At 44.2% G+C, this 2,058-nt stretch carries 2 protein-coding genes; both read left to right on the top strand.

The genetic code is table 11. From position 1 onward, the window contains the following. A partial coding sequence (locus KHB02_RS26730; RefSeq protein WP_241114121.1) for a DUF6449 domain-containing protein occupies positions 1 to 1,313 on the top strand: 1,313 nt, incomplete at its 5' end. Beyond that, entirely contained in the window at positions 1,279 to 1,842 is a 564-nt protein-coding gene (locus tag KHB02_RS26725; RefSeq protein ID WP_241114120.1) for an RNA polymerase sigma factor, read from the top strand. The genes KHB02_RS26730 and KHB02_RS26725, both read left to right, overlap by 35 nt. Positions 1,843 to 2,058: the final 216 nt, after the last annotated feature.

Below are 2,058 nucleotides of genomic sequence, written 5' to 3'. Positions count from 1 at the left end.
TTACGACTGTTCTTGAAAGCCGAGCTTTTCAATGGAAGGATGCAGTTCTGTATATTGTCCTGGCCATTGTCCTGTACGGGCTGTCCCTGTTTTTTTATAAAAAAAGAAATCTGGAGCTGGCTTCCGAAGCGATTGCCTTTCCGAAATTGCGTTCCGTCTTTAAATATGGGACTGCCTTTTGCTTCATGCTGCTGGGTGGGTCGTATTTTAACGATGTTTCCTTTAAAAATCTTGGCTGGACCTTGTTTGGTTATGGAATCGGAGCAGCTATCGGCTACTTTGCGGCAGAGATGGTGCTGCGTAAGACATGGCGGGTCTTCACTCGCATCAAGGGTCTTGTCGTTTATCTAGCTGTTATTGCGTTTCTTGTAGTAGGAGTTCAGGCGCTTGGATTTTATGAAAATAGAATCCCGGAACAAAGTGACGTTAAGAATGTCCTGCTGACGGATAATCCGAATTTTTACCTGAGCCATGATGGTTTTTACGGGGATGTCCTTGACCCTAAACCCATGCAGGAACCGGAGAATATCGCCGCCGTCCTGAAGATGCATAAACAAATCTTGGCCAATAAAAAAATCAATGAGCAGGAAAAGAATAAATCCGATAGAGAATTCTTTATCATGTATGAATTGAAAAACGGGAAAAAGGTCATTCGCCAGTACCGTGTCATGACGCGTCTTTACGAGGATTTATATAAGCCGATTTACGAATCGAAGGAATATAAAATGACTTCAAAAGAGATTTTTATGGTGGATGAAAAGAAAGTGAAATATCTGCAAATCAGGGCCAATGGGCCGGTGAACAAGTTTGTGACCCTGTCAAAGCCGGAGGATGTAAGGCAGGCGTTGTCTCTAATAAGGGAAGATGTGCTGGCAGAATCATATAATGATAGTATTTATTATTCGGGCCTTGGATCAACCATTGAACTCAATTTGGGGAATGAACAGTCTGTCATGTTTGAATTTAAGCCGACTTATCGGAAATTTGAGAGCTGGTTGAAGGAAAAGGAAGTGCTCAATCAGGCAAAGGTAACCGCAGAGGATATTTCACATGTTCTGGTGGCCAAGGGTGATTTCTCTTCCATTGAGGAAAACGGGAAATTTTCGACAGATATCGAATCAGCGATAGAACACAGCGGAAACACCTTGAAAATTACCGATAAAGGTCAAATTGAACAAGTACTTGAGAAGGCCGGGACAAATCCTCGTAGTGAATATGCGGCTATTGTGTATTTTAATGATGGTCATTTTAATCAAGTCACTTATTTTGATGAGGAGCATGTACCGGATTTTATTAAAAATCATTTTAAATAAGCGGGAGCGAGAAATGAACGCGGTTAATTTTAATGAGGTATATTCTAAACACGCAAAACGGCTATATTATATTGCCTATCAGTATACGAGAGACGAGTTTTTGGCAGAGGATATCGTCCAAGAATCCTTTTTAAAGGCGTACCGGAAATTGGACACGGTCGAGGACAATGGCAAATTAGGAGCATGGCTCTCGGCCATTACCACGAGAACCGCGATTGACTTCCTTAGGTCGGAGAAAAGACGCCATTGGACGCCGATGGACTACGCCGAACTAGAACCGCTGCACTGTGTTGGAGCGAGCAGCGGTTCTAGTACAGAGGAGGCGGCCGTCATCCGGCTTTTCCAAGAGGAGATCGGCGACTCAATAGAGAACCTCTCCAAGGAATTCCAGGAAGTGCTGATTCTCAAAATGCAGTACGGACTAAAAGAAACCGAAATCGCCAGCCGACTCAACCTCAAATCCGCCACAGTCAAAACCCGGCTGTATAGGGCGAGAAAACAGCTGCGGCAGATCTTGGCGGCTGGGTAAGGTATGGGGAGAGTTTCGTTGGTAGGGTGTCAGGCCCCACGCGTGGACAAGTGTCCGCGTGGGGCGGACACCCTTTTTTATTTCTACTAAACTGGCTGAAAATAAGAAGGTATGGTAGTTATGAGAGTTTTAAAACGCCCGGATGAGAAGGAAAAAGAAGGAATCTGTAGTTATGAGAGTTTCATAACGCCCGGATGAGAAGGAAAAAGGAAGCTT

The sequence above is a fragment of the Neobacillus citreus genome, from assembly GCF_018343545.2.
GTDB lineage: Bacteria > Bacillota > Bacilli > Bacillales > Cytobacillaceae > Neobacillus > Neobacillus citreus.
Note: the sequence above shows the minus strand (reverse complement) of the source record. Positions and strands in the feature narration are given on the sequence as shown.

Coding starts and splice junctions, on each gene's coding strand:
- KHB02_RS26725 (WP_241114120.1), top strand. CDS start 1,279: ATGTACCGGATTTTATTAAAAATCATTTTAAATAAGCGGGAGCGAGAA.